At 65.9% G+C, this 25,426-nt stretch carries 21 protein-coding genes and 1 tRNA gene; 11 read left to right on the top strand and 11 right to left on the bottom strand.

The genetic code is table 11. The features are described 5' to 3' along the window. Positions 1 to 39: 39 nt before the first annotated feature. Complete coding sequence (locus AC3WS4_RS07695; RefSeq protein WP_492735259.1) at positions 40 to 936, top strand: DUF2785 domain-containing protein; 897 nt, start codon at positions 40 to 42, stop codon at positions 934 to 936. On the opposite strand, the gene AC3WS4_RS07690 is transcribed toward AC3WS4_RS07695, so the two are convergent. Continuing rightward, positions 933 to 1,568, bottom strand: a complete 636-nt coding sequence (locus AC3WS4_RS07690) for a glutathione S-transferase family protein (protein WP_492735261.1) — start codon at positions 1,566 to 1,568, stop codon at positions 933 to 935. The two genes, AC3WS4_RS07695 and AC3WS4_RS07690, sit on opposite strands and share 4 nt — an antisense overlap. Positions 1,569 to 1,671: 103 nt before the next feature. Here AC3WS4_RS07690 and AC3WS4_RS07685 point away from each other — a divergent pair, with 103 nt between their 5' ends. Next, complete coding sequence (locus tag AC3WS4_RS07685) at positions 1,672 to 2,433, top strand: competence/damage-inducible protein A (protein ID WP_492735263.1); 762 nt, start codon at positions 1,672 to 1,674, stop codon at positions 2,431 to 2,433. Here AC3WS4_RS07685 and AC3WS4_RS07680 read toward each other — a convergent pair. After that, a complete protein-coding gene (locus AC3WS4_RS07680; protein WP_492735265.1) occupies positions 2,406 to 3,659 on the bottom strand; it encodes an MFS transporter in 1,254 nt (417 codons plus the stop codon). The two genes, AC3WS4_RS07685 and AC3WS4_RS07680, sit on opposite strands and share 28 nt — an antisense overlap. Before the next feature lie 96 nt (positions 3,660 to 3,755). On the opposite strand from AC3WS4_RS07680, the gene AC3WS4_RS07675 reads away from it, so the two are divergent. Next, positions 3,756 to 4,535: a transglutaminase-like domain-containing protein gene (locus AC3WS4_RS07675; protein ID WP_056345126.1), complete on the top strand. Its 780-nt coding sequence runs from the start codon at positions 3,756 to 3,758 to the stop codon at positions 4,533 to 4,535. A 29-nt stretch (positions 4,536 to 4,564) separates the two neighbouring features. Here the strand turns inward: AC3WS4_RS07675 and AC3WS4_RS07670 are convergent. Continuing rightward, positions 4,565 to 4,639: transfer RNA gene (locus AC3WS4_RS07670), tRNA-Gly, on the bottom strand. Between the two features lie 172 nt (positions 4,640 to 4,811). On the opposite strand from AC3WS4_RS07670, the gene AC3WS4_RS07665 reads away from it, so the two are divergent. Both AC3WS4_RS07665 and AC3WS4_RS07660 read left to right on the top strand, forming a co-directional pair. Then, positions 4,812 to 5,723: a tetratricopeptide repeat protein gene (locus AC3WS4_RS07665; RefSeq protein ID WP_492735267.1), complete on the top strand. Its 912-nt coding sequence runs from the start codon at positions 4,812 to 4,814 to the stop codon at positions 5,721 to 5,723. Then, positions 5,723 to 6,373 (top strand): LON peptidase substrate-binding domain-containing protein, encoded by a 651-nt coding sequence (locus AC3WS4_RS07660; protein WP_056345121.1) that lies wholly within the window; start codon positions 5,723 to 5,725, stop codon positions 6,371 to 6,373. Before AC3WS4_RS07665 ends, AC3WS4_RS07660 begins: the two co-directional genes overlap by 1 nt. A gap of 2 nt (positions 6,374 to 6,375) precedes the next feature. Here AC3WS4_RS07660 and AC3WS4_RS07655 read toward each other — a convergent pair whose 3' ends face one another. Both AC3WS4_RS07655 and AC3WS4_RS07650 read right to left on the bottom strand, forming a co-directional pair. Beyond that, on the bottom strand, positions 6,376 to 7,044 hold the full coding sequence (locus AC3WS4_RS07655) for a sigma factor (RefSeq protein WP_492735269.1): 669 nt from the start codon (positions 7,042 to 7,044) through the stop codon (positions 6,376 to 6,378). Positions 7,045 to 7,253: 209 nt separating this feature from the next. Then, on the bottom strand, positions 7,254 to 8,498 hold the full coding sequence (locus AC3WS4_RS07650; RefSeq protein WP_187142288.1) for an FAD-dependent monooxygenase: 1,245 nt from the start codon (positions 8,496 to 8,498) through the stop codon (positions 7,254 to 7,256). A 318-nt stretch (positions 8,499 to 8,816) separates the two neighbouring features. Between AC3WS4_RS07650 and AC3WS4_RS07645 the strand changes: the two genes are divergently transcribed. The 4 genes from AC3WS4_RS07645 (at position 8,817) to ribA (ending at position 14,149) form a co-directional block, all read left to right on the top strand. Further along, a complete protein-coding gene (locus AC3WS4_RS07645) occupies positions 8,817 to 11,129 on the top strand; it encodes a DNA translocase FtsK (RefSeq protein WP_187669106.1) in 2,313 nt (770 codons plus the stop codon). A gap of 118 nt (positions 11,130 to 11,247) precedes the next feature. After that, a complete protein-coding gene (locus AC3WS4_RS07640) occupies positions 11,248 to 11,907 on the top strand; it encodes a LolA family protein (protein ID WP_056345105.1) in 660 nt (219 codons plus the stop codon). A gap of 380 nt (positions 11,908 to 12,287) precedes the next feature. Further along, complete coding sequence (locus tag AC3WS4_RS07635) at positions 12,288 to 13,076, top strand: exodeoxyribonuclease III (RefSeq protein WP_492735272.1); 789 nt, start codon at positions 12,288 to 12,290, stop codon at positions 13,074 to 13,076. A 14-nt stretch (positions 13,077 to 13,090) separates the two neighbouring features. Continuing rightward, positions 13,091 to 14,149, top strand: coding sequence for a GTP cyclohydrolase II (gene ribA, locus AC3WS4_RS07630; protein WP_492736596.1), 1,059 nt, complete (start codon positions 13,091 to 13,093; stop codon positions 14,147 to 14,149). Between the two features lie 87 nt (positions 14,150 to 14,236). On the opposite strand, the gene AC3WS4_RS07625 is transcribed toward ribA, so the two are convergent. From AC3WS4_RS07625 to AC3WS4_RS07615, 3 genes are read right to left on the bottom strand one after another with little or no spacing between them, the layout of a single operon-like run. Next, positions 14,237 to 15,043: a LytR/AlgR family response regulator transcription factor gene (locus AC3WS4_RS07625; RefSeq protein WP_492735274.1), complete on the bottom strand. Its 807-nt coding sequence runs from the start codon at positions 15,041 to 15,043 to the stop codon at positions 14,237 to 14,239. Then, positions 15,040 to 16,167, bottom strand: a complete 1,128-nt coding sequence (locus AC3WS4_RS07620) for a sensor histidine kinase (protein WP_056347115.1) — start codon at positions 16,165 to 16,167, stop codon at positions 15,040 to 15,042. Before AC3WS4_RS07620 ends, AC3WS4_RS07625 begins: the two co-directional genes overlap by 4 nt. A 55-nt stretch (positions 16,168 to 16,222) precedes the next feature. Continuing rightward, positions 16,223 to 16,744 carry a winged helix-turn-helix transcriptional regulator gene (locus AC3WS4_RS07615; RefSeq protein WP_056345093.1) on the bottom strand — a complete coding sequence of 174 codons (522 nt, stop codon included), beginning with the start codon at positions 16,742 to 16,744 and terminating at the stop codon, positions 16,223 to 16,225. A 127-nt stretch (positions 16,745 to 16,871) separates the two neighbouring features. Between AC3WS4_RS07615 and AC3WS4_RS07610 the strand changes: the two genes are divergently transcribed. After that, positions 16,872 to 17,201: a CC_3452 family protein gene (locus AC3WS4_RS07610; RefSeq protein ID WP_492735276.1), complete on the top strand. Its 330-nt coding sequence runs from the start codon at positions 16,872 to 16,874 to the stop codon at positions 17,199 to 17,201. Between the two features lie 118 nt (positions 17,202 to 17,319). Here the strand turns inward: AC3WS4_RS07610 and AC3WS4_RS07605 are convergent, their stop codons facing one another. Beyond that, positions 17,320 to 18,210 carry a glycosyltransferase family 2 protein gene (locus AC3WS4_RS07605; protein WP_492735278.1) on the bottom strand — a complete coding sequence of 297 codons (891 nt, stop codon included), beginning with the start codon at positions 18,208 to 18,210 and terminating at the stop codon, positions 17,320 to 17,322. Between the two features lie 127 nt (positions 18,211 to 18,337). Here AC3WS4_RS07605 and AC3WS4_RS07600 point away from each other — a divergent pair, with 127 nt between their 5' ends. Beyond that, positions 18,338 to 20,431 carry a RelA/SpoT family protein gene (locus AC3WS4_RS07600; RefSeq protein ID WP_492735280.1) on the top strand — a complete coding sequence of 698 codons (2,094 nt, stop codon included), beginning with the start codon at positions 18,338 to 18,340 and terminating at the stop codon, positions 20,429 to 20,431. On the opposite strand, the gene AC3WS4_RS07595 is transcribed toward AC3WS4_RS07600, so the two are convergent. Continuing rightward, a complete protein-coding gene (locus AC3WS4_RS07595; RefSeq protein WP_492735282.1) occupies positions 20,428 to 20,982 on the bottom strand; it encodes an LbetaH domain-containing protein in 555 nt (184 codons plus the stop codon). The two genes, AC3WS4_RS07600 and AC3WS4_RS07595, sit on opposite strands and share 4 nt — an antisense overlap. 88 nt (positions 20,983 to 21,070) lie before the next feature. Then, positions 21,071 to 25,426: a hypothetical protein gene (locus tag AC3WS4_RS07590; RefSeq protein ID WP_492735284.1), complete on the bottom strand. Its 4,356-nt coding sequence runs from the start codon at positions 25,424 to 25,426 to the stop codon at positions 21,071 to 21,073.

Below are 25,426 nucleotides of genomic sequence, written 5' to 3'. Positions count from 1 at the left end.
GATTCGCCGGGCTCTTTCATTTGGGGAGGAGCGGGCGGAATGAAGGCGATATGGGCCGTCATCGGCTTGACCATGATGGCGGCAGCGACGCCGGCGACCGCAAGTGAAACCGACAAGTGCGCCATCCGACGCCCGGCGGACAGCGATCTCAAGGTCTATGCCGCCCACTATTTCCCAAAGGCCGATGCGGCGACGATCGACGCGCTGCTTGCCTGCCTTGGCGATCCTGACCCGGCGGTGCGTGACGGCTTTGCCTTCACCCTCTGGTCCGAAGGATTGCGCGGCAAACAGGTCGAGCCGGCGCTGATGCGCCACGCCAATGCGCGCCTGCAGGCGATGATGGCCGGACCCGACGACGCGTCAGGCTTTCGTCGTCCCTTCGCGGCCCTGGCGCTGGCAGAGGTCGCGCGCGCCGACCGGATCGAGCCCTTTCTGACAGACGTCGAACTCCACGCGCTCGCGGCGGCGGGCGCCACCTATCTGCGCGGCGTCACCGACTATCGCGGCTTCACGGCGGGCGAGGGCTGGCGCCACGGCGTCGCGCACGGCGCCGACCTGATGCTTCAGCTGGCGCTCAACCCGCGCCTGTCGCGCGCCGATGCCGACCGGCTGCTCGCGGCAATCGCGGCGCAGGTCGCGCCCGCCGCATCGCCCTATTATGTCCATGGCGAACCGGCGCGTCTCGCCGGCCCGATCCTTTATCTCGCGCGGCGTTCCGATATCGATGATGCCGCCTTGGCGGCATGGTTCCAATCATTGCACCCCGACGCCAACCCGCGCTGGCGGGACGCCTATGCCGGCGCCGCCGGTCTCGCGGCGATCCACAACAGCACCGCCTTTGCTTCGGCCATCTATGTCAGCGCCTCCGAATCGAAAGACCCGCAGATTCGCCGCCTCGCCCCGCTGGCGGTCGAGCTGATCAGGGCGCTGCCCTAAGCCGGATTCGCCGCCTGCATCTCGGCGATCAGGCCATTGTCGATCACCTTGGCGCGCTTATACCCGTCGCGCTCGCGCAGGGTGGCGGCATAGGCCTCGAATGCCGGGCGGCTCGGGATCGTGCCGAACTGCAGCCCCCAGTCGATCTGGCTGCCGACATAGACGTCGGCGGCGGTGAATTTGTCACCCGCGACATAGGTCTTGCCCGCGACCGCGCTTTCAAGCGCGTCGAGTGCATGCTCAAGCGTTCCGAAGCCCGCCGAGCGCTGCTGATCGGCGTCGGGTTCGATCCCGAAATGCTTCGCGGTGATCGCCTGCTCGACGGGGCCGGCGGCAAAGAACATCCAGCGATAATAATCGGCGCGGGCATCGGCGGCGGGCGCGAGACCGGCGTCCGGAAAGGCGTCGGCCAGATAGGCGCAGATCGCGGCGCACTCGGTAACGGCCTTGCCGTCGTGGACGATCGCCGGAACCTTGCCCATCGGGTTGATTGCCAGATAGGCCTCGTCCTTCATCGACGTTCCATAACCGAGGATATGGGTCTCATAGGGCGCGCCGACCTCTTCGAGCATCCAGCGGACGATCTGCCCGCGCGACATCGGGTTGGTGTAGAAAATCAGTTCATCGGCCATCATGCGTCTCCCTTGGCTTGGCGAGTCGGGGTGGAACATATCAGGAACTAAGGCGCCGTGCCACCGGACTTGTTTTGTCATGGCGTCCGGTTAAGGCAAAGCGATGAGCGACGAACGTATCTGGACAGCCGCCGTAATGGTGATCGGCGACGAAATTCTGTCGGGCCGCACGCAGGACAAGAATGTCGCGCAGATCGCGACCTGGCTCGACGTGCAGGGGATTCGTCTGCGCGAAGTGCGCATCGTCCCCGATGTCGAGGAAGAGATCGTCGAGGCGCTGAACGCGATCCGCGCGCGCTACGACTATGTCTTCACCACCGGCGGGATCGGCCCGACCCACGACGACATCACCGTCGACGCGGTGGCGAAAGCGCTCGGCGTCGGGGTGATCGTCCACCCCGATGCGCGCGCGATCCTTGAGCGTTATTACACCGCGCGCGGCAGCGAACTGACCGAGGCGCGGCTGCGCATGGCGCGCACCCCCGACGGCGCCGAGCTGATCCCGAACCGCATGTCGGGCGCGCCGGGCATCCGCATCGGCAATCTGTTCGTGATGGCCGGCGTGCCGCACATCACCGCAGGAATGCTCGACGCGCTGACTGGCGAGCTTGAAGGCGGCGCGCCGCTCGTCGCGCATACGATCGGGTCATGGGCCCCCGAAAGCGAGGTCGCCGATCTGCTGCGCCAGGGCGAAAAGGACCATGCGGGCGTCGCGATCGGCAGCTACCCCTTTTTTCGCGACGGCAAGGTCGGCGCCAATTTCGTCGTCCGCTCGACCTCGGCCGAGGCGGTCGCGGCGTGCGTCGCTGCGGTGACGGCGGGGCTTGAGGCCGCCGGCTATGCGGTGACCGACGGCGGCATCTGATCGGGCGCAGCTTCGTCGCTCGTCCGTGTGACGCGCGGCAGGCGGCGCAGCATCAGTAGCGCGAGCAGCCCGAACAATGTCGCGACGAGGAACGCCGCGCCGGGAAAATGCACGGGCGCCTTGTCGCCGGTGAACCAGGCCATCGTTCCGATCAACAGCGTCGGCGCGACGATCTGGCCGAGTCCCATCGCCATCGCCGAAATCCCCTGGACCTCGCCCTGCATCGCGGCGCTCGCGCGCCGCGACATCAGCGCGTTGAGCGAAGGCTGCACCGGCGCCTGGAACATGATCGGCACGATGAGCAGAAACGCCCCCCATGTCGTGTCGACAAAGGCATAGCCGATATAGACGGTAACCGCGACGAGGATGCCGATCGTCGCCGCGTCGCGTTCCCCGAAGCGGCGGACGATGGGGCCTACCACGAAGGTCTGGCCGAGCGCGATGGCGACCCCGACCGCGGCGAGGCTCGCGCCGATCATCTTCGGCGACCAGCCGAGCTGCGCGATGCAATAGAAGCTCCACGTCATCGGATAGACGAGGCTGGAAATCTGCCACAGGGTCAGCACCGTCGCGATGCCGCTCATCCCCGGCAGCCCGCGCATCGTCTTCCACGCGCCGAACGGATTGGCGCGGCGCCAGTCGAAGGTGCGCCGACGCTCGGCCGGCAGCGTTTCGGGGAAGATGAAAAAGCCATAGAGCATGTTCGCCGCGGCGAGCAGCGCGGCGGCGACAAAGGGCGCGCGCGGTCCGACTTCGCCCAGAAACCCGCCGATCACCGGCCCGACCACGAAGCCGACGCCAAAGGCAGCGCCGACGAAGCCGAAGTTTCGCGCGCGGTTTTCGGGTTGGGTGACATCGGCAATCGCCGCTTGCGCAGCGGCAACGCTGCCTCCGAAAATGCCCGACAGGGCGCGAGCGACGAACAGCCAGGGGAGCGTATGGACGATGGTCAGCAGCACATAGTCGGCGGCGAGGCCGGCCAGCGACAGCAGCAGCACGCGCCGCCGCCCAAAGTGATCCGACAGGTTGCCGAGGACGGGGGAGGCGAGGAAGGTCGCGACCGCCATCACCAGTCCGATCGCCGTCGCGATTCCCATCGCGCTGGCAAGGTCGACCCTGCCGATCTCCATCACCAGTTGCGGCAACACCGGCATGATGATGCCGAACCCGATCGCGTCGATGAAGATCGTCGCGACGATGAAGGGGATGGTACGCGAAGCGGTCACAAAGGATCCTATGGTTGGCGGCGGGGGCAGCGCGGCTTGCCCTTTGGTGCGACTGCGCCTAGCGGCACCGATCTCTCCCCCATGCGTTGGCGATAGATGAAACTCGAAATTTCCGCTTCCCTAAATTACCGGCTGCCCGAACCGGTCGACCTGATGTTGCAGATCGAGGCCGCCGACGGCCATGGCCAGCGCGTACTCGACGCATCGCTCGACCTCGGCAACCCCGACCATCTGGCGCGCGTGCCGACGCCGAATGGCATTTGCGAGCCGATCTGGCTGCGCGAGCACGGACAATTGCGTGTCGACTATCGCGCGCGGGTCGCGATCGACCGTCCCGCCCCTGATCTCGCCCTCCTCGCCGCGGTCCCACTGCACCGCTTGCCGGCCGGGGCGGTCCCCTATCTCAACGAATCGCGCTATTGCCCCTCGAACAAGTTTCACGCCTTCGTCGAGCGGCGCTTCGGCGAACTGGAAGGCGGGGCGAAGATTGCGCGGATGCGCGATTGGATCGAAAGCCGCTTCACCTATGTCGCGGGGACAAGCACATCCGAAACCGGCGCGCTCGACAGCTTCGTCGAACGGCGCGGGGTCTGCCGTGACTATGCCCATGTGATGATCGCGCTTGCCCGCGCCGCGCATATTCCCGCGCGCATGGCGAGCGCCTATGCGCTGGGCGTTGAGCCGCAGGATTTCCACGCCGTCGCCGAAGTCTATCTCGCGGGTGACTGGTACCCGGTCGATGCCACCGGCATGGCGCGCGGCGATGCGATGGCCCGAATCTGTGTCGGCCGCGACGCGGCGGACATCGCTTTTCTGACCGCATATCGCGAGATCGAGCTGGTAAGCCAGTCGGTGAGGGTCACCGAAGCCCGATGACGGCCCGCGGCGCAAGCCGCGGGAAAGACTGGAGCGGGCGAAGGGATTCGAACCCTCGACCCCAACCTTGGCAAGGTTGTGCTCTACCCCTGAGCTACGCCCGCTCTGGCGGCTGAAACCGGTCGGTTCCAGCGGGTGAGGCGGGCGCTTAGCATCGGCTTTTGGAGTCGGCAACCCCCCTTCATGCTTTTCCTGCACGATTGGCCCCGAAGGGTTGGCATATCGGGCACAAATCCCACATAAGAACGACAGGCATTCAACAGGAGCAATAACCCCGTGGCCACTTTGGGTCTGAACCCGCAAGAAAAGGACGCCGTCGAAGCGTTCCGCCGCGACGTCGTCGAGCCGTCGATGTCGAACCTCGTCATCCTCGATTTCTGGGCCGAATGGTGCGGGCCGTGCAAGCAGCTGACCCCGATTCTCGAAAAGGTCGCTGCCGATTATGCGGACAAGGGCGTTTTGCTCGCCAAGATCGACGTCGATGCGAATCGCTTCATCGCCGGCCAGTTCCAGGTCCAGTCGATCCCGACCGTCTATGCGATCTTCCAGGGCCAGCCGGTCGCCAACCTGACCAACGCCCGCACCGAAAGCCAGATCAAGGCGATGCTCGACCAGTTGCTCGCGCAATTGCCGGTCGAAAGCGCCGCAAGCGCCCGCGCCGTCGAGATCGCCCCGCTGATTGAAATGGGCGAGGGCGTGCTCGCCGAGGGTGACGGCGAACGCGCCGCCTCGATCTTCGGCCAGATTCTCGAGATGGCACCCGACAATGCGGCGGCGCATGGCGGGCTGATTCGCGCGCTGGTGCTCGCGGGCGACCTGACCAGCGCGCAGGGCCTGCTCGACATGATCCCCGCCGAGATCGCCGACGATGCCGCGATCGCGCAGGCGAAGAGCGCCTATGCGCTCGCCGCCGATGCCCCTGACGCGGGCGAACTGGCGGCGCTCGAAGCCGCGGTCGCGGCCGATCCGGGCGACCATCAGGCGCGATTCGACCTTGCTGCCGCGCAGATCGGCGCCGGCAGGCGCGACGCTGCCGCCGACAATCTGCTCCACATCGTCGCGGCGGATCGCGAATGGCAGGAAGATGCCGCGCGCGCGAAATTGCTGTCGCTGTTCGAAGCCGTCGGGCTCGAAGATCCGTGGGTTGCGGCGCAGCGCCGCCGGCTGTCGCTGATCCTGTTCGGCTGATGGGCGATACCGCGCCCCTGACCATCCAGCGGATCGCGATCTTTCCGCTGCCCGGCGCGGTGCTGTTTCCCGGGCTGCACCTGCCGCTGCACATCTTCGAGCCGCGCTATCGCGCGATGGTGCAGGAGGTGCTGGTGCGCGACCGGCGGATCGGGATGATCCAGCCGCGCGTGCTGCCTGGCGAAGAGGATCGCGAGCCGCCGGCGCTCTACGACGTCGGCTGCGTCGGCAAGATCATCGACGTCGAGGCGCTCGACGACGGGCGCTTCAACCTGGTGCTCGAGGGCGTGGCGCGGTTTCGCGTCCGCCGCGAACTCGACGTCACGACACCGTTTCGGCAGGTCGAGGCCGAAATCGAGAGCGAGGTCGAGGAGGATGCGGTGCTGGCGAGCATCGAGCGTGCCAGCCTCGAACGCGAGGCGAAGCGGTTCGCCGAACGGCAGGGCTATGTCGTCGACTGGAATGCGGTCGGCCAGCTCGACGATGCGACGCTCGTCAACGGTATCGCGCAGGTCGCGCCGTTCGATGCCGCGGCGAAGCAGGCGTTGCTGGAAACGACATCGATCGACGAACGCGCCGAACTGGTCGTCCAGCTGATGCAGTTCTTCGGCCGCTTCGACGGCGAAGACGGGCGTTCGACGCTGCAGTAAAATCAGGCGCGACCCGCCGGCAAGAGATGCTGCGCCATATCGGCGAAGGCGGCGCGGACGATATGACGATGGCTTTCGGACAGGCGGCCCGCGGGTTGGATTGCGGTCAGATGCCGGCGCACGAGGGTGTGATGCGCCGCGAGCTTTGCCTTTCCTCTTTGCCATTCGGCGTCGCGGCGCCGCGCCCAGTCGTCGGCGAGGCAATCGGCAAGGCGGCCTGCGAGATAGTCGGCGGCCCGTCCTTCCGCGGCGGCTTCGGCACCGGGATCGACGAGCAGGTCGCCGATGCCCGGATCGTCCAGCGACAGCGTTGCGGCGGCAAACCGGTGCGGCGCTCGGCGCTGGTCGCCGTGGAGGCGGTGTCGCAGCGCCTGTAGTTCGGCGCGGATCTGCCAGTTCATATGGGTGGTAAAGGCCGCGCGGCGCGGGTCGTAGCTTTGCGCGGCGCGGTGGAGCGCGATCGCACACGCCTGTTCGGCATCGTCGGCCACCGATGACAGTCCGTAGCGGCGGATGAAATAGCGGACGCGTGGAGAAGCTGCGGCGGCGAGGCGCGCGAAGGCGCGGTCGGCCTGGACGCGGCGGCGCGGCGAGGACTCGGCATCGAGGGCAGCGCGCGCGGCGATCCAATCGGTCACCGCCGCTTCGAGGGCGTGGCTGCTCACCGACATGGTCCGGCTCCTGCTGCGCGGCGGGTCGTTACCGCATGGGACAGGCTATGGGTTCATGGTTAGCGGGGGCGTGCCCGGGACGTAGGTGGAAATACGTAGGGATGGGCAAGATACCCGTTTGCAGCGCGCGACGTCGAGATGCCCATCGGTCGCACGCGCCATCGAGGCGTCTCGACGTCGCGCGACACGAACGGAAAAATGGGGTGGGCTTAAACCTCCGCCCCCGCGAGCAGGCGGGGCAGGTCACCGGCTTCGCCGCGCGCCTCGTCCATGAAGAAGCGTTTGAGCATCGGCAATCGCTGTACCGCACCGAGGCCGGCGCGGCGCACCGCCGCGGCGGTGCGGCCGGGAATGCCGAAGAGACGCGTGAGGCCATCGGTCGCGAGGCTGACCATCAGGCTGTCGAGTCCGCGCCAGCGCTGGTAGCGCGCAAGCAAAGCCGCGTCGCCGAGGTCGAGGCCGAGCCGCGCGCCCTCGACGAGCACTTCGGTGAGCGCCGCGACGTCGCGCAGGCCGAGGTTGAGTCCCTGCCCGGCGATCGGATGGATGCCATGCGCGGCATCGCCGACGAGCACGACCCGGTCGGCGACGATCGTCGCGCTATGGTGGAAGCCGAGCGGATAGGTCATGCGCGGCGCGACCAGTTCCATTTTGCCGAGCAGGTCGCCCGCGCGCTTTTCGAGTTCCGCGACAAAGCCCCTCTCGCCCAATTTGGCGAAGCCCGGCCCGTCCTTTTCGGCGACGGTCCACACGAAGGCCGAACGGTGGCGGCCCTGCGCGTCGTCGACAAGCGGCAGCAGCGCGAAAGGTCCCGAGGGAAAGAAGATTTCGTGCGCGACGCGATCGTGCGGTTTGCTGTGCACGACCGCGCCGATCATCGCATGATGGTGGTACGACCAGTTGGCGATGCTGAACCCTGCGGCGTCGCGGGTCGGCGAGCGGCGGCCCTCGGCGACGATCAGCAGCGGCGCCTGCAGTCTCGCGCCGTCGGCAAGGGTCAGGGTGACGCCGTGCGGGCCGATATCGCGGTCGACAACCTGCGCGGGCATGATGAGGCGTGCGAGCGGGGCTTCGGCGAGCGCGTCGCGGAGCGCGAGACGAAGCTGGCGGTTTTCGACCATCGTGCCGAGCGCGGGATCGTCGGCGCCGGTTTCGAAATCCAGTTCGCCCGAACGCCCCTTTTCGTTGGGCACGCCGTCGCTGACCTTGATCGCGCGGATCGGGCAGCCATGACCGGCGAGCCGATCGGCGAGGCTGAGCACTTCGAACATCTGCCAGGTCGCGCTGGCGATCGCCGAGGCGCGGCCGTCGAAACCGGGTGCGATTGTCGCCAGTGGATCGGCGGGATCGACGACCTGGCTGGAAAGGCCGTGGTGCGCGAGCGCAAGGGCCAGGGCCTGGCCGACAAGGCCGCCGCCGGAGATGATTACGTCGCTGCGCTGTACGTCACTCATGACCCCGCCCTAGACGGCAATGCGGCGCTTGAAAAGCGGTGTGGCGCGGGCCGACGGGCCGGAATTATTTGTTTCGCGCAAAGACACAAAGACTCGAAGATGTCGCGCCATCCGCGAAGCGGCGCGCCATCCGACACCGCGACCACCGCACCGTCCATGGGATGAGGGGCCTGTCGGCCCGAACCTTCTTCTTCGTGCCTTTGCGTCTTTACGCGAAACCCCTTCATAACCCACAGCTCGGTTGGGGGCCGCGCTTGACGACGAGTCCGGCGCATGTGCATATCGCCGTGGTTAATTCCAGTGGGGACCGATTTCAGCATGGCCAGCCGCAAGCCCGTCGCCGCAAAGGCCGATTGGCGCACCGTTTTCCGGGCGAGTATTGCGCGATCTTTGGTGATCGGCGCTGCGTTGGCGCTTGGCGCTTTCACGTTGTTCCTGTCGCTGGCGCTGATCACCCATGACGGCACCGATGCCGCGATCCACACCGCGGCGGGGGGCAATCCGTCGAACTGGATGGGCGGGGCGGGGGCGTGGTTCGCCGACTTGCTGCTGTTCGTCGGCGGGGTCGCGATCACCCTGCTGCTACCCCTGCTCGGCGTGATCGCCTGGCGGCTGTGGACTGGCGAGGCGCAGCCCTATTGGAAACGCCAGCTCGCCTTCGTCTTCATCGCGATCTTGCTCGTCGGCCTCGGCGCACAACTGTGGACCCCCGACAGCAATGCCCCGCTTCCCGCGGGCTGGGGCGGGATCATCGCGTTGATCGTCGGCGGCGCGGTCGACCCGTGGTTCGACCGCATCGGCGAACCCGGCGCGGCGCTGGTCCGCTTTGCCGCGATCCTGCTGTTGATCGGCGTCGGCCTGTGGCTCGCGTGGCGCGCGCTGCGGCTCGAACCCGGCTGGTGGACGCGGCTTCGGCTGCCCGCCGTCGAGGGTGGCCGCGTCGTCGCGCCGGCCCCCGCGCTTGCCGCCGATGCGAAGGCGCCGTCGCTGATGGGCCGTGTCATCCGCCCGCGCGCCCGCGCCGAGCCGAGCGAGCGGGCACCGCCCGAGATTGCCGACCCGGCGCAGCGCACCCAGCCGTCGAAACCGCGCGCCAAGCCGCAGACCGAGTTGTTCACCAATTACCAGATGCCGTCGCTCGACCTGCTCGCCGAGCCGCCGCCGGCGCCGACCGGGCAGATCGACAAGGCGGGGCTCGAACGCAACGCGCGGCTGCTCGAATCGGTGCTCGAGGATTTCCAGGTCAAGGGCGTGATCACTGCGGTGCGCCCCGGCCCCGTCGTCACCATGTACGAACTCGAGCCCGCGCCGGGGACGAAAGCGAGCCGGGTGTCGAACCTTGCCGACGACATCGCGCGCAACATGTCGGCGCTGTCGGCGCGCATCGCGCCGATCCCAGGGCGCACCGTGATCGGCATCGAGCTGCCCAACGCCGTCCGCGAATCGGTGGTGCTGTCCGAAATGATCGGCAGCGCGCTGTTCCAGGAACAGACTGGAGCGCTCCCGATCATCCTCGGCAAGAATATCAGCGGTGACCCGGTGATCGCCGACCTCGCGCCGATGCCGCACCTGCTGATCGCGGGCACCACCGGGTCGGGCAAGTCGGTCGGTTTGAACGCGATGATCCTGTCGCTGCTCTACCGGCTCGGCCCCGATCAGGTGAAGCTGATCATGATCGACCCCAAGATGCTCGAACTCAGCGTCTATGACGGCATCCCGCACCTGCTCGCTCCGGTGGTGACCGAGCCCAAGAAGGCGATCCGCGCCCTCAAATGGGCGGTCGAGCAGATGGAGGACCGTTACCGGATGATGTCGTCGCTGTCGGTGCGCAACCTCGCGAGCTACAACGACAAGGTCCGCACCGCGCTGTCGAAGGGCAAGTCGCTCGGACGGCGGGTCCAGGTCGGTTACGACCCCGAAACCGGTCAGCCGCTCTATGAGGAAGAGACACTCGATTACGCGCCGCTGCCGCAAATCGTGGTGGTGGTCGACGAGCTGGCCGATTTGATGATGACCGCGGGCAAGGAGGTCGAATTCCTGATCCAGCGGCTCGCGCAGAAAGCGCGCGCCGCAGGCATCCACCTGATCCTCGCGACCCAGCGCCCGTCGGTCGATGTCATCACCGGTGTCATCAAGGCGAATTTGCCGACACGTATCAGCTTCAACGTCACGTCGAAAATCGACAGCCGCACGATTTTGGGCGAGGCGGGCGCCGAGCAGCTGCTCGGCAAGGGCGACATGCTCTATGTCCCCGGTGGCAAGCAGATCACCCGCATCCACGGCCCGTTCGTGTCGGACGACGAGGTGCGGGCGGTCGCCGACCATTGGCGCGGCCAGGGCCAGCCCGACTATGTCGAGAGCGTCACCGAGGATCCCGAGGACGGCGGCTTCGCGATGGAGGGCGCTCCTGCGGGCGGCGACAGCGCCGAGGATCGTATGTATGCCAAGGCGTGCCAGATCGTCGTCGAGAGCCAGAAGGCCTCGACGAGCTGGCTGCAACGCCAGCTGCGCATCGGGTATAACAGTGCGGCGCGGATGATCGAACGGATGGAGGAGGAGGGCCTCGTCAGTCCCCCCAACCATGTCGGCCGGCGCGACGTGCTGACCGATCAATATGGACAGCAACGCTAGGCGGCAGGGGAACCAAAGCCGATGCTCGCGACTTGAACAGCCTCCAACGCCGGGTTCACGGCGGGTTCAACGCCGGATCGGCATATCCCGGCCGTCCTTATGGCAGAATGAGAACATCATGACCCTGAATTTTCCCCGCCTGACCCTGACACGCGCCGCCGCGCTGGCGCTCGTTCCCGCCGCCGCCACGGCGCTGGCGTTCGGCGCGCCGGCGATCGCGCAGTCGGCAAATACGCTGACCTCGGTCCAGTCGCACCTGCGCGCGACGAGTTCGATGACCGCCGATTTCGTCCAGACCGACCGCAACGGCCAGCGGCTGAATGGACAATTGACCTTGAAACGCCCCGGCAAGATCCGGTTCCAGTATCAGAAGGGCGTGCCCCTGTTGATCGTCGGCGACGGCAGTTCGCTGACGATGATCGATTATGAGGTGAAGCAGGTCCAGCGCTGGCCGGTGAAGAATTCGCCGCTCGGCGCGCTGCTCGATCCCGACCGCGACCTCACCAAATATGCCAAGGTCCTGCCGACAAGCAGCGACGATGTCGTGAGTGTCGAGGTCAAGGATCCCAAGCGCCCCGAATATGGCACGATCACCATGGTGTTCGTGCGCGACGGCGCCGCGCCCGCCGGATTGCGCCTGCGCGGCTGGGTCGCGCTCGATTCGCAAAACAACCGCACGCGCATCGACCTGACGAACCAGAAGTTCAACGTTGCGGTCGCCGATTCGGCGTTCAAATGGACCGACCCCCGCCCGCGCTCGCGCGGTCGCGGAAGCTGACGCGAACTTATCCACAGCCGAATATGAACGGCGCCGAATCCCACGAAGCGGATTCGGCGCCGTTTTTTCGGACCAACCGCCGCCCACCATCGACGAACTGCAAAACCGCCCATATCCGCCAGATTTTCGTTCAGCTTGGCGACAGGGAAGGGGCGGTATTCCCACTCTCGAAGGCGCCAACACGGCCCCCGGTTCTGGGTTTCCCCCTGTTGCCCCAACCGAGTGCCAGGCACCTTCATTCAAGAGCGTGACGAACGCTGACCTTGAACCCCCGTTCCACCGCCCCTGGAACGGGGGTTTAATTTTGGGCTTGGCGCCGGTCGCCGCCCCCTGCCCGCAATCGCATTGCACCGCGCGCGCCGCGCCGATAGAGCCACGCCATGACAACCAGCATCGCTTCGTGGAACATCAACAGCGTCCGCGCCCGCATCGGCATCGTCGAGAAATTCCTGCGCGAGGAAGCGCCCGACGTCCTGTGCCTGCAGGAAACCAAGGTCGAATGCGTGTCCTTCCCGCCCGACATGTTTCGCAGCCTCGGCTACACCCATATCGTCACCCACGGTCAGCGCATGCACCATGGCGTCGCGATCGTCAGCAAAGTCCCGCTGGCCGACGTCCGCAAATATGACTGGCAGGCCAATGGCGAGGCGCGCCACGTCGGGGTCACGCTGCCCGGCGGCGTGCGGCTCGACAATGTCTATATCCCAGCCGGGGGCGACGTCGCCGACCGCGAGATCAATCCGAAATTCGGGCAGAAGCTCGATTTCTACGCGCGGATGACCGAATGGTCGGGGGCGCTCGACCAGCCCACGGTCCTGACCGGCGATTTCAACGTCGCGCCACTCGAAAGCGACGTATGGAATCATAAGGCGTTGCTGGACGTCGTGAGCCACACGCCGATCGAGGTCGAGACGCTGGCGAAGCTGCAGGCGGCGTCGCAATGGGTCGACCTTGGCCGTCATTTCATCGCGGCGCCGACACCGCTCTTCACCTGGTGGAGCTACCGCGCCAAGGATTGGGAATTGTCCGATCGCGGCCGCCGGCTCGACCATATGTGGGTGACTCCCGACTTGCTGGCAAAGGCGGTGTCGCACCGCATCGTCCGGCCGGCGCGCAGCTGGGAACGGCCGTCGGACCATATCCCGTTGATTACCGAGTTCGATTTTTGAGTGACGCCGCGCGCATGGATGGCGGCGCCCGCCGGGCGGCGCGCGCGGTCGATGCGCTGCGCCGCGGCTGGCCGGTGCGCGTGACCGGCGACGACGGCGTTCTGGATTTGCTGGCGATCGAGAGCGCGAGCGACGCCGCGCTGGCGGATTTTAGCGATGGTGTCGCCGACGTGCTGCTGTCGGGCGAGCGCGCGGTGACGCTGAAGCTCACCAACCAGCGTGCCGCCGCCGCGCCGGGACCGGTGCGGCTGACCGGTGCCGCGACCAGCGTCGCGGCGGGACTGGCGATCGCCGACCCGGCACTCGACCTTGCCAATCCGCTCAAAGGCCCGTTCCGTACCCAGGCGACCGGCGGCGAGGCCGCGGCGATGGCCGCGATGCTGATGGCACGCCACGCCGGCCTGCTCCCCGCCTTTTTCGTGCGCGAAGCGGCGGGCGGCGCCGAAACCGCCTGCAACGCCGCCGATGTCGACGCGTTGCTCGACCCCACGCGCCTCCATATCGCCGCCCGCGCCCGCCTCCCGGTCGAGGCCAGCGAAGGCGCCGAGATCGTCGCCTTTCGGACTCCCGAAGAGGCGTCGGACCATGTCGCGCTCGTTATCGGCAAGCGCGACGCGAGCCCGCCGGTGGTGCGGCTGCATAGCGAATGCCTGACCGGCGACGTGCTCGGCAGCCTGAAATGCGACTGCGGACCGCAGCTTCACGCGGCGCTGCACGCGATGGCCGATGCGCCTTGGGGGGTGCTGCTTTACCTGCGGCAGGAAGGGCGCGGGATCGGGCTGGTCAACAAGCTGCGCGCCTATGCGTTGCAGGATCAGGGCTATGACACCGTCGATGCGAACCTGCGGCTGGGCTTCCCGGTCGAGGCGCGCGATTTCGCGATCGCGGGGCGGATGCTCGAGTTGCTCAACATTCCGCGCATCCGGTTGATGACCAACAATCCGGAAAAGGTCGCGCGGCTGGAGCGCGAGGGCGTCGAGGTGGTCGAGCGCATTCCGCTCGCGCTGCCGACGAACAAATATAATGAGCAATATCTGGCGACGAAGCGCGACCGGACCGGGCATCAGCTCTAAAAACACGTCGCCCCCGCGAAGGCGGGGGCCGCTATCGGCGTTGCGCTAGGCTGTCTGCGGCCCCCGCCTTCGCGGGGGCGACGATAATCAGTGTACGAACCGCGCCACCACGTCGCGATAGCTGCGGCTGACCTTCACCTGCGCGCCGGAGCCGAGGACCAGGAAGCATTCGCCGTTGGTGTGCGGCTTGACCTGCTTGACCTGGCTGAGGTTGACGATCGTCGAGCGATGCACGCGCTGGAAGTTGCGCGGGTCGAGCCGCTTTTCGAGGTCCTTCATCGTCTCGCGCAGGATCAGGCTGTTGTCGGCGGTGTAGATGCACATATAGTCGCCCGCAGCATCGATGCGTTCGATGCTGTCGACGTCGACGCGGAAGATCTGGCCGCGATCCTTGATGTTGATCATCTTTTCATAGCGGTCGGCGGCATGCGCATCGGGGGCGATTTCGGCGTCATAATCGTCGGCCGCGTCGGGCGCGACCTCGGCGAGCACGGTCTTGAGGCGTTCGACCTCGGCTGCGCCGCGTTTTTCGGTCAGACGCTGGCGCACGCGGTCAAGCGCGTCGGCGAGGCGTTCGGGTTCGACCGGCTTGACCAGATAATCGACCGCCTGCGCCTCGAAGGCGCGGATCGCATGGTCCGAATAAGCGGTGACGAACACCACCAGCGGCGGTTCGACTTCCATCAGCCCCTGGATCACCGAAAAGCCGTCGAAGCCCGGCATCTGGATGTCGAGGAAGACGAGGTCGGGCTTGTGGGTCTTGATCTTGCGGATGGCCTCGCGGCCATTTTGGGCGGTGTCGACGATTTCGACGTCGCTGTGCGGTTCGAGCCGCAATTGCAGGCCCTGGGTGGCCAGTTTTTCGTCATCCACCAGGATGGTTCTGATCGTCATGTTCTCTCGGTTCCAATCGTCATTTGCCCGTCGGGCTGAAACGGAAACTCGACAACCACCGTGAATCCGCCGTCAGCGCCCGATTGGGCATCGAACCGGTGCTGATCGCCGAAAGCCTGCGCCAGCCGGTCTCTGATATTTGCTAAACCCACGCCGGTTGATTCCGTTGCAATGACGCCAGTGGTGGGGTCCGCGCCATCGGCTGACAATCCCGACCCGGTGTCCGACACGGTAATCCGAACATTTTGACCGGCAAGCTGAGCCGAAATCGTGATGTCGGCGCCATCCTCCTGCGGGGTGACCGCATATTTTATCGCATTTTCGATCAGCGGCTGGAGCAACAGCGAGGGCAGACGCGCGCGCGAAACGGCGGGATCGATCGCGAAATGCGGGCGCAGCCGTTCCTCGAAGCGCATTTTTTCGATGTCGAGATACAGCTTCAGCGTCTCGATTTCCTGCGCCAGCGTCACCTGCGCGGTCGGTTCGTTGGCGAGCGTGTAGCGCAGGAACGCCGACAGCCGCGACAGCATCGCATTGGCGGGTTCGGATTGCTTGAGCAGCACCAGCGTCGAGATGCTGTTGAGCGTGTTGAACAGGAAATGCGGGTTGAGCTGGTAGCGCAGCATTGCGAGCTGCGCCGAGGCCGCCTGCGCCTCGAGCCGCAGCACGCGGTCATTCTGTTCCTCGAGCTGGAGGAAATAGTTGATCGCGAAATAGAGTGCCGACCAGGCGGCGAGCGAGGTCGCGTCGATATAGACCGCGCCGAGCAGCAGGCTGGTGAAGCCCGCGTCGCTGTTCGGGTTCTGGATCTGCGCGACCCAGGCGTCGATGAACGCCCAGAGCGCGGTGGCGATACCCGCCAAGCCGAAGCTGACCCCCCACATCAATAGCGGGCGGCGGCTGATCAGGGTGCGATAGCAGACCGACAGGATCAGCGAGAGCGAGAAGCCGGTGATCGCCGACACCGTCTGTGGAATCAGGAAGGCTAGCGCCTGCCCGTTGGCGAGGCCCGACACGCCGCGCAGCCCGAGCCAGGCGAACCAGCCGAGGATCTGGAGATTCCAGAAGGCGCGCACCTTATTGCCGAAAAAAGGTCCCGGCGAGGATAGTCCGAACAGCGGCATCGGATGTTGGGTTGCGGTCAGCGGCAGGCGGGGCGGCTGGACGGTCCCGCGTCCGTCACTCGGCGGCAACCGGCGCCATCCGCTCATCTGCGCGCGTCCGGGCCTGGCCCAGCGGCTGCAGTTCCGACCGATGTTTCCACACCAGTTCCTTATAGCCGAGCGAGCGTCCGTCGTGCGCGGTCATGGTGACGGGGCCGATCGGCTGTTCGTCGCGAACATCGACCAGCACCGGGGTCGAGGGCACGCCGGCCCCCCATTTTTCGCCCCATTGGCGCAGCGCGATCATTGCGGGCAGCAGCTCGAGGCCCTTTTCGGTGAGTTCGTAGCGTACCTTGCGGCGATCCTCGGCCATCACTTCGCGCGCCATGATGCCATGGTCGACGAGCCGCGACAGCCGGTTCGACAGGATGTTGCGCGCGATACTGAGTTCCTGCTGAAACTCCTCGAAATGATGGACGCCGTTGAAGGCCGCGCGCAGGATCATGAACGACCAGCGCTCGCCCATCGCCTCGAGCGCGAGCGGCAATGCACAATTGTCACCGTAGAGGATGTTCAGCGGTTCGCGTAATTTTCCCATAGGCCCAGCCCTAACGTAAAATCGGCCCCCGCACAAAAAAATATGTAGGCTTGGTTGCATTTTGCAACCCACGTACTAAATTTCCTTTTGCAACCTAAATAGGTGCTCAAAAAGGAAGGGCCTCCCCATGTTCAAATTCTCGTTCGCGGCGCCTGTCGTGCCGATGTTCGCCGTCGCGCTGGCCGGTGGTGCTGCCGCCCTGCCCATGACCGCCCAGGCCGCGGGCGGCGCCTATTACCGCGCCGAACTGGCGAGCCCGGCCCCGAAGGGCAAGTTCGTAGCGCGCGGTATCGTCTGGTCGTGCGAAGGCACCAATTGCGTCGGCGCGCGCGGCACCAGCCGCCCGCAGATGATGTGCGCCGGGCTCGCCAAGGAAGCCGGCGAAGTGAAGGGCTTCATTGCCGACGGCAAGGCGCTCGAAGCCGAGGATCTGGCGCGCTGCAACGGCGCCGCCTGATCGGCCGGCCGGACGGCGCTCCCCTCCCGCTCCGCCGTTCGACCCTGGCCGCATATAGAGCCGCCGCGACCTCCCATAGCCCCGGGGAGGCACGGCGGCTTTTTCTATGCCCGGATGATCAGGCCGTAAGGCGATTGCGCGCGACGACGAGCGTCCAGCGCGCGAGCGCGGGTAGCCGCGCGAGGACCGTCGGGGGATGCGCGCGCAAGGCGCGGCTCACGAGGTCGAAGCGCCAGCGGCGCTGGCTCTTGAGCGCGAGGCCAAGCAGGATTTCGCCGCGGCTGCGCGCCGGCAACTGGTCTGGCATCGCGCGTTCGACGATGACAGCGGTCAACGCGTAGATCTGATCGGCACGCTGACTGGTCAGGCTGCCGCCATGCTTGCGGTAGACATAGAGATCTTCGTGCAGTTCGACGAAGGTGAACCGCTGCGCCGCGCGCAACCAGAAATCATAATCCTCGACCCCGAACAATCCGACGTCGTAACCGCCGAGCACTTCGGTCACGTCGCGGCGATACAGGAAGGCGGCGCCGATATTGTTGCCGTGGAGCAAGCGTTCGACCGGTCCGACCCGCGACCGGCCGAGATCGTTTCCGGCATCGTCGATCAGCGAGAAATCGGCATAGGCGACCCCCGCATCGGGATGCGCGTCGAGTGTCGCGACAAGGCGGTCGAGCATCTGCGGGCGGAGGAGGTTGTCGTCCGACGTCCAGCTGTGCAATTCGCCCCGCGCCTGCGCAAAGCCGTGGTTGAGCGCCGCGGGCAGGCCGACGTTGGTGTCGAGGCGGAAATGGCGGACGCGCGGGTCGCGCGCCGCCGCAGCGGCCATGATCGCGGGGCTTTCGTCACGCGACGCGTCGTCGACGAGGATCAGTTCGAAGTCGAGGAAGCCTTGCGCGAGGACCGAATCGATCGCCTCGTCGAGCCAGCGCGCACCATTGTGCACGGGCATCACCACCGACACGCGCGGGCTTGCCGTGGTCGAATCGAAAGCTTCGGTCCCTGTCATTGCCTCCCGCCATAGCCCGCACGCACGATGCTTCCAAAGCCGTTTACCAAAATTGCGAGTTCACGGCGGCGGTGCGCAGCAAAGTTTCGCATTGCATTTGGGCGCGCATGAACGACATTGGGACAGGATGCTGCGTCAATATGAACTTGTCGAGCGCGTGCGCGCTTATGATCCCGACGTCGACGAGGCGTTGCTCAACCGCGCCTATGTCTTCACCGTCCAGAAACACGGCAGCCAGAAACGCGCGTCGGGCGACCCCTATTTCAGCCATCCGGTCGAGGTCGCGGGCATTTTGACCGAGTTGCACCTCGACAGCGAAACGATCGTCACCGCGCTGCTCCACGACACGCTCGAGGACACGCTGACCACCCCTGAAGAAATCGAGCGGTTGTTCGGGGCCGATGTCGGGCGGCTGGTCGACGGGGTGACCAAGCTATCGAAGATCGAGGCGCAGACCGAGAATGAGCGCGCGGCGGAAAACCTGCGCAAATTCCTGCTCGCCATGTCCGACGACATCCGGGTGCTGCTGGTCAAGCTCGCCGACCGGCTGCACAATATGCGCACGCTGCATTTCATCCAGAATCCCGACAAGCGGCGTCGCATCGCCAAGGAGACGATGGACATCTATGCCCCGCTCGCCGAGCGGATCGGCATGTATGAATATATGCGCGAGATGCAGCTGCTCGCGTTCCGCGAACTTGAGCCCGAGGCCTATGCGACGATCACCGGACGGCTGGCGAAGCTGGCCGCCGGCGGCAAGGACAAGGTCGCGAAGATCACGTCGGATTTCAAGGAGCTGCTGGCGAAGAACGGCATCGAGGCCGATGTGTCGGGGCGCGAGAAGCATCCCTATTCGATCTGGCGCAAGATGCAGGAGCGACACGTCAGCTTCGAACAGGTGACGGACATCATCGCCTTCCGCATCATCACCCCGACCGATGCCGATTGTTACGCCGCGCTCGGGCTGCTCCATCGCAAGTGGAAAATGGTGCCGGGGCGCTTCAAGGACTATATCTCGACGCCGAAGCGCAACGGCTACAAGTCGCTGCACACGACGATCATGCACCAGCAGAATATGCGAATCGAGATCCAGCTCCGCAGCGTCGGCATGCACCAGCAGTCCGAATTCGGCTTCGCCGCGCATTGGGCATACAAGCAGGGCGGGACCGCCCCCGACGGGCAGGCGGGGTGGATTCGCGACCTGCTCGAAATCCTCGAACAGACGCACGATCCCGAAGAGTTCCTCGAAAACACGCGCATCGCGATGTATCAGGACCGCATCTTCGCCTTCACCCCCAAAGGCAGCCTGCACCAGTTGCCCAAGGGCGCGACCCCGGTCGATTTCGCCTATGCCGTCCACACCGGGCTCGGCGACCGGACGGTCGGCGCCAAGGTCAACGGCCGGCTGGTGCCGCTGCGCACCCAGCTCGCCAATGGCGATACGGTCGAGATATTGTCGTCGGACAAACAGACGCCGCAGCCCGCCTGGCTCGGCTTCGCGGTCACCGGCAAGGCGCGCGCCGCGATCCGCCGCCATGTTCGTTCGAAGGAAAAGGTCGAACTGGCGTCGCTGGGCCGCAAGCTGTACGACGAGATCGTCGCGCGGCTGCCCGGCAGGGTCGGCGACAAGGCGCGCGCCGCGGCGCTGACCCGGCTCAAGCTCGAAGACGACACCGCGCTCTATGTCGCGATCGGCAAGCGGCGCCTGTCGGACAATGCGGTGCTCGAGGCACTTGTCCCCGGTATCACCGCCGAGATGAAATCGAAACCCGGCAAGCTGGCGCAGGGCTCCGCGGTGTCGATCGAGGGGCTGACCCCCGGCGTCGCCTATCAGCTCGCCGATTGCTGCCACCCGGTACCGGGCGATCGCATCGTCGGGTTGGCGCGTCCGGGCGAGGGCATCGAGGTGCATGTCATCGACTGCCCGAGCCTCGCCGATGGGATCGATGCCGACTGGATCGACCTGCGCTGGCAGGAAGACAGCGAGGGTGGCAATGCGCGGCTGTGCATCGTCATCCTCAACGAACCCGGCACGCTTGCCGAAATGTCGGGCATCCTTGCCGCCAATATGGCGAACATCACCAATTTGCGGCTGTCGAACCGCGAGGGCGGGTTCCACACCTACGACGTCGTCGTCGAGGTGCGCGACGTCCATCACCTGATGCGGATATTGTCGGCGCTACGCGCGTCCGACACGGTGGTGCAGGCGGAAAGGCTCTAGCCCCCCGGGCGTACCGACCCGTCGGCGAAATCGGCAAGCGACGACTGGCCGATCGGCACCGCCGGGTTGCCCCCCACGATGACATTGCGCGCGACATCCTTGACCACCACCGCGCGCGCCGCCGCCACGGCGCCGTCGGCGAGGGTCACGCCCGGGCCGACAAAGGCGTCGGCGGCGACCCACGCATTGCGGCCGATCGCGATCGGCGCCGCGGTGAGCGCGAAGCCGGGGGCGTGGATGTCGTGGCTGGCGGTGCAGAGATAGGCGCGCTGGCTGACCACCGACCAGGGACCGAGCGTCACGCGTGCGACCGAATAGATTTCGCTGCGCGGGCCGAGCGTGCTGCCCTCCCCCATTTCGAAATTCCACGGCGCCCAGATTCGCGCGCTGGGATAGGGCCGCGTTTGCGAACCGATTTTTGCACCGAATGCGCGGAGCAGGACGCGGCGCCAGCCGTGGAGTGGGATCGGGCTGGTGCGATAGAGGATGAGCCAGACGGCGTTCCACAGCGCACGGCGCACTTTGTCGCCAAAACTGGGATGGGGGATCACGACCGGGCGCATCGGCTAACGTCTCATAACAGGAAGGCGGCGGGACGGTCCGCCGGTGCGAGGCTGTCGCACAGGCGGACGCGATTGACTAGCCGCCGAACTTGTCGGGGCCGCGCCACGCCGCCGCCTGCTCGGCGTCCTTCGGATCGGAATCGCGAACCTTATAGACATTGCCCCGGCTGTTCAGGAACAATTTCTCCATCTCGGGCCGGGTGAAGGGGCGCGAGCCGAGGCGGCCGAACACCGCCATCTGGCCGCCGGTCTCATCGACCGCGCGGTCGCGGTCGAGCCCCTTCGACAGCGCGAGCGCCGGCGCCGGTGTCCTGGCCCAGGCGATCAGTTCGGGGGTGGGTTTGGGCGAAAAGCCGTAGAGGCCAGCGTTGTCGGGGCTGGTCAGCTGTATCACCTTGATGCCCGCGCGCCCGTCGGCGACATAGGCGAAGAGCGAAGCGTTGGCCGACGCGACGATCACATCCTCGGCATCGACGAGCGCGCCGCCGAAGGTCTGCCCCGGCCAGACCAGCGGCGCCGCGGGCTTGGTGACGTCGACGATGACGAGGCCGTCCGCCTTGGCCGCGACATACATATAGGTGCGCGCGACATAGATTTTACGCGCATTGGTCAGGCGCACCGTGCCCGAGGGCACCGGCACCGGCTGCGCCAGATTGGTGACGTCGAACAGCTTCACCCCCTCGGCATCGGTGATCCAGAGGTAGCGGAACTGAACCGCGCTGGCGCGCGCATCGGTCAGCGGCAGTTGTGCCGTCACCTTGGGTGCGAGCGGGTTCGTCAGGTCGAGCACGACGAGGCCCGCGTCGGTGGTAACATAGGCGATACTCCCCGCGAGCGTGACGTGCCGCGCTCCGGCGAGGACATTGCCCTCGTTCCAAGTCAGCGCCCGGGTCAGCTTGTTGTTGCGGAACTCGCCGTCGGCCATCGTGTCGATGTCGACCAGGATCAGCCCTTCGACGCTGTCGGTGATCACCGCATAGCGATAGATGGGGTGCATCGCCTGTTCGTGGTTCTGCGGGAAATCCTTCACGATATGGTCGTTGCGCGACACGCTGACCGGCTGGGTCGTCGCGATCGCCATGCAGGTGGCGTTCTTCGTCTTCACATGGGTGTCGTGACCCAGCGACGAGAAGGGTGCGCGAATGATGCGTTCGGAGAAGCCCTTGTTGCCGATCGACGCGACGTCATAGACGCGGAAACCGCCCTTGCCCTCTGCGACGAACATATATTCGCCACGCTGTTGCAGGCAGTTCACGCGGCCGCTGGTGCCCTGGACGATATTGGCGAATTCCTCGAGCGCGTATTTTTCGCCCGACACCTTCTTGTCGAAGGTCTTGCCGCGCACCCAGTTCTTGAGCTCGCGCCCGTTCTGCTCGACGTGCAGCTTCCAATAATCGGGATAGGCATATTTCTGGAGGTAGCTGCCGATCACCGCCTGCGGCTCGTCCCATTCGGTGACGCGCGTCGCCTGGAAGCCGTCTTCCATGCCCGACCAGACGTTGAGGCCGACGAAGTTGACGAAGTTGGTCCCCAGCAGGTTGAGCTGCGCCATGATCGCGTTGTTGTCGTCATTTTCGGACAGGTGGCAGTCCGAGCATTGCTTGGTTTCCTGGCGGCGCACCGTGTGCGGGAAATGCGGTGCGAAGGCCTGGCTCGAATAGCCCGCCGACGAGATCGGCGGCTGTTGCACATAGATGCGCTCGCGGTTGATGTTGGTCGAGGAGAGCACGAGCGCCGAGGTTGATCGGACCGGCGTGATGATCCCCCGGACCTCGCCGTTCGGGCCGGGTTCGCCGGGCTTGGTCAGCTGGTGCCGGCCAAGCTGGAACATCTCGTCGCGCGCGACCTGCGGGTTGTAAGTCGCGAAGTTGCGCGTCTCCTCGCCCTCGAAGTGATGCATGCTGGTTTTCCAGTTCGCCTCGATCGGCAAATGGCACCCGCCGCAGCTGGTCGTCCAGCTGAGGTGGCAGGTGAAGCAGGTCATCTTGTCTTCGCCGTGCGCGCGATCCTCCTTCGCGACGTCGGGACCCCAGGCGAAGCTGCCGTCGTCGGCGCCGCTGCGCGCCATCAGCTTGGCGCGCGCCGCCTTGGCATTGAAATGCGGCCCCGGCGTCACCGCCTGCTTGACCAGGCTGACCTGCCATTCGAGTTTCGGATCGACGATCGAGCGCTGGATCAGCCCGGTGACGTCGCCATTGTCATTATACTGGAATTCGAAGCGGCGACGCCCGTCGGGGTTGCGCAGCAGCGCGAGGTTGGTGCCCTGCGGCCGCGCCGCGACGTTCGAGGTCAAAAGGTTGGGCAGCGCGTCGGCGGTGCCGTGGCAATCCTTGCACCCGATCTCGACCGCGTTGGCGACCTCGCCCTGGATATAGCCATTGCCATGGCTGTCCTGCGCGAAGTGGCAGTCGGCGCATTGCATGCCCTTTTCGGCGTGGATGTCCATCATATGGACCGCCTTGCCGGGGTTGATGCCGGGCGGCACGAACTTGCCCTCGACCCCGGGACGGCCGGGATCGGCGCTCGACAGGCAGAGGTCGCGCTCCTTGGGGTCGCTGTAATGGCTGCAGCTCTTGCGCCATTTCTCCGGGTCCTTGGGATCGATGATGTTCGGGTCGGTGCCGTAGGTCGCCATATTCCCGTCGGCGGTCAAAAGATTGCCGTTGCGGTCGCGCTTGAAGATACCGCGGAAGTTCCAGCCATGGCCGTGATAGTCGGCGAACTGGGTGTCCTTGTTGGTGTCGTTGACGTCATAGACGTCGCGCAGGAATTCGACGTCGGACCACAGTCCGCGCGTCGCCGCGGCCTCGGGGTTGCGTTCGAGGGTCTTATGCACCTCGGCAGCGGTCGGATAATGCTGCCGCTTGTATTTCTTCTGATAGTCCGCGTCGCTCATCCCCGGCGGGCGCGGCGCGGTGTTGTTCGGACCCGGCCACATTTGCGGCGCGTCGGATTCATAATCCCACATCGTGTAGCCGAGGTAGGAGTTCAGGAAGATGTTCGGCTGGTGCATGTGGCAGGACATGCACTGCGAGGTCGGGATCGAGCGGGTGAAGGTGTGCTTGATCGGGTGCCCCGCTTCGAGACGCTCCTTTTTCGCGAACACCTGCGGCCCCGCCGCGGCGTCGGCGGGGTTGATCAGCCCGCCGTGCTGGTCGGGATCGGGCGCGTGCTTGGCGGGATCGCCATGCTCGGTGCCCCCACCGCCGTGACTGTCGCCATGGCCGTCGTCGGCCTTGTATTTGCGGTCACGGATCGTCGGGTCGATCGTCGCAGTCTCCCCGTCGCGACCGAACTGCGAATAGGTCAGGCTGTGGCGTGGTTCGCGGTCGTTGGCATAGATGACGTGACAGCCCGAACAGCCTGAGTGGCGATAATCGCCCGGCTGGTCGTTGGTACCCATGAACCACATCAAAGGATCGTTGAGCCGCGTCTTGTGGATGTTGAGCACGGGGATCGACACGCGCAGTCCGGTGCCGGGGCCGCGGTTCGATTGCTTGAGGTCGGGGCGCCCCGGCTCCTCGAGCCGCTGGATGCTGCCGGTGGGGTTGGGCAGGCCGATTTCGGGGAATTGCGTGTTGATGTTGCGCCCGCCGCGTTCGAACACGCGGAAGACGTCGCCCGGCGGGAGCACGCTCCAGCGCGGCAGCGGATACATTTTGGCGAGCGCGCCGCGCGCGCGCTCCTTGTCGGTCAGGATCTTATCGAACGCGACCTTGGGGTCGCAGGCGTTCTTATATTCCTCGGGCGTCATCGAGGTGGTCGGCGACAATATGCAGGCGGCCTCGCCCTTGCGGGTATAAGCCTCGCCGAAGACGTAGTTCTTATAGGGGACGATGCCGTTGTTATAGGCCGCACCGCCCCACAGCATCGCCCCCGTCGACATCATCGAGCGTTCGGTCGCCTCGATCACCTCAAGGTGGCACGCCCCGCAAGCCTCGCGTGCGACGCGATAGTCGCTGGGATTGATGAAGCGGATGAACTCGGGCGCTTCCTTGTTGAGCAAGGTGTAGCTGCGTTTCGGATTCGCGGAGCTGTGACCCCAACTGTTCGGCAGCGTCGGCTGCGGATGCGCGACCTTCATTGCCGCGAGATTGTACGGATTGTCGTAACCGAGCTTGGCGTTGCCGAAAGCCGCGGGCGATTCGGCGTCGCCGCCATGGCAATCGACGCAGCCGAGTTGCACCGCGGGGGTCGCGTGCATCGATGGGGCGTCGGTCTGGGTGTGGCAGCTGTAGCAGCCTTTCGATTTTCCGAGCACCGCAGCCTCGCGCTCGGCGAAGGTCGCCCCGGGCTGTTCCTTGGGCGCCGGAGGGCTGAAGCGATATTCGACCTTCACCGGCTTTTCGCCCTCGGCCGCGCGCACCATCGAGACGGCGAGGCTCGCGCCCATCAGGACGAAGGCAAGGAGGGCGAGGAGCTTGCGGGCCAT

Source organism: Sphingopyxis sp. EU05-FHT14B03 (assembly GCF_058790875.1).
The sequence above is the reverse complement of the archived record's forward strand: the minus strand, read 5'-3'. Positions and strand labels throughout refer to the sequence as shown.

Coding starts and splice junctions, on each gene's coding strand:
- AC3WS4_RS07695 (WP_492735259.1), top strand. CDS start 40: ATGAAGGCGATATGGGCCGTCATCGGCTTGACCATGATGGCGGCAGCG.
- AC3WS4_RS07690 (WP_492735261.1), bottom strand. CDS start 1,568: ATGGCCGATGAACTGATTTTCTACACCAACCCGATGTCGCGCGGGCAG.
- AC3WS4_RS07685 (WP_492735263.1), top strand. CDS start 1,672: ATGAGCGACGAACGTATCTGGACAGCCGCCGTAATGGTGATCGGCGAC.
- AC3WS4_RS07675 (WP_056345126.1), top strand. CDS start 3,756: ATGAAACTCGAAATTTCCGCTTCCCTAAATTACCGGCTGCCCGAACCG.
- AC3WS4_RS07660 (WP_056345121.1), top strand. CDS start 5,723: ATGGGCGATACCGCGCCCCTGACCATCCAGCGGATCGCGATCTTTCCG.
- AC3WS4_RS07655 (WP_492735269.1), bottom strand. CDS start 7,044: ATGTCGGTGAGCAGCCACGCCCTCGAAGCGGCGGTGACCGATTGGATC.
- AC3WS4_RS07650 (WP_187142288.1), bottom strand. CDS start 8,498: ATGAGTGACGTACAGCGCAGCGACGTAATCATCTCCGGCGGCGGCCTT.
- AC3WS4_RS07645 (WP_187669106.1), top strand. CDS start 8,817: ATGGCCAGCCGCAAGCCCGTCGCCGCAAAGGCCGATTGGCGCACCGTT.
- AC3WS4_RS07640 (WP_056345105.1), top strand. CDS start 11,248: ATGACCCTGAATTTTCCCCGCCTGACCCTGACACGCGCCGCCGCGCTG.
- AC3WS4_RS07635 (WP_492735272.1), top strand. CDS start 12,288: ATGACAACCAGCATCGCTTCGTGGAACATCAACAGCGTCCGCGCCCGC.
- ribA (WP_492736596.1), top strand. CDS start 13,091: ATGGATGGCGGCGCCCGCCGGGCGGCGCGCGCGGTCGATGCGCTGCGC.
- AC3WS4_RS07625 (WP_492735274.1), bottom strand. CDS start 15,043: ATGACGATCAGAACCATCCTGGTGGATGACGAAAAACTGGCCACCCAG.
- AC3WS4_RS07620 (WP_056347115.1), bottom strand. CDS start 16,167: ATGCCGCTGTTCGGACTATCCTCGCCGGGACCTTTTTTCGGCAATAAG.
- AC3WS4_RS07615 (WP_056345093.1), bottom strand. CDS start 16,744: ATGGGAAAATTACGCGAACCGCTGAACATCCTCTACGGTGACAATTGT.
- AC3WS4_RS07610 (WP_492735276.1), top strand. CDS start 16,872: ATGTTCAAATTCTCGTTCGCGGCGCCTGTCGTGCCGATGTTCGCCGTC.
- AC3WS4_RS07605 (WP_492735278.1), bottom strand. CDS start 18,210: ATGACAGGGACCGAAGCTTTCGATTCGACCACGGCAAGCCCGCGCGTG.
- AC3WS4_RS07600 (WP_492735280.1), top strand. CDS start 18,338: ATGCTGCGTCAATATGAACTTGTCGAGCGCGTGCGCGCTTATGATCCC.
- AC3WS4_RS07590 (WP_492735284.1), bottom strand. CDS start 25,426: ATGGCCCGCAAGCTCCTCGCCCTCCTTGCCTTCGTCCTGATGGGCGCG.